Annotated in this window: 1 protein-coding gene; it reads right to left on the bottom strand. The window is 63.4% G+C overall.

Annotated features, from left to right (window positions below):
* A partial coding sequence (locus DY467_RS25620; RefSeq protein WP_164639849.1) for a hypothetical protein occupies nucleotides 1-445 on the bottom strand: 445 nt, incomplete at both ends.

The raw sequence follows: 445 nt of genomic DNA, 5'->3' as shown, positions 1-445 counted from the left end.
CTGCACGCCGTCATGATAGCCGCCCATACGATGAGGCCGACTAGACAGCAAGCTTCGGGCGGCCGCCTCCAAGTCGGGATGTCGATCGATCGGGACCCGCGATCGTGTTTCAGGGGTCAGCCAGTCCGCCAGCGCTTCTTCCGTCGTTCCCCTGGGAATGGCCAAACTTGCCTGTTCCGTGCGTTCGCACAGGTCCAGTTGCCTCGTTCCACCCACGCGATTGATGGACAGTTCATGGCCGTGATATTCCTTTTCGCCCAAACGTGCCTGCAACTGCTCCCAATCGTCTTGCGACAGCGGCGTCTCCGGTGCCTGCCCCGCGAGCAGAGCCGCCAGCTCATCGCAGTCCGCGGCGACGGACAGACTCCATTGCCTCCGGCGGTCTTGATTGTCCTCTAGCCGCTGCCGGAGTGTTTCGGGCGTACCGCAGGAGGCGACCAACGCC

Source organism: Rhodopseudomonas sp. BR0G17, assembly GCF_010907025.1.
Lineage (GTDB): Bacteria > Pseudomonadota > Alphaproteobacteria > Rhizobiales > Xanthobacteraceae > Rhodopseudomonas > Rhodopseudomonas palustris_H.
This window is presented reverse-complemented; position numbering and strand designations above follow the sequence as displayed.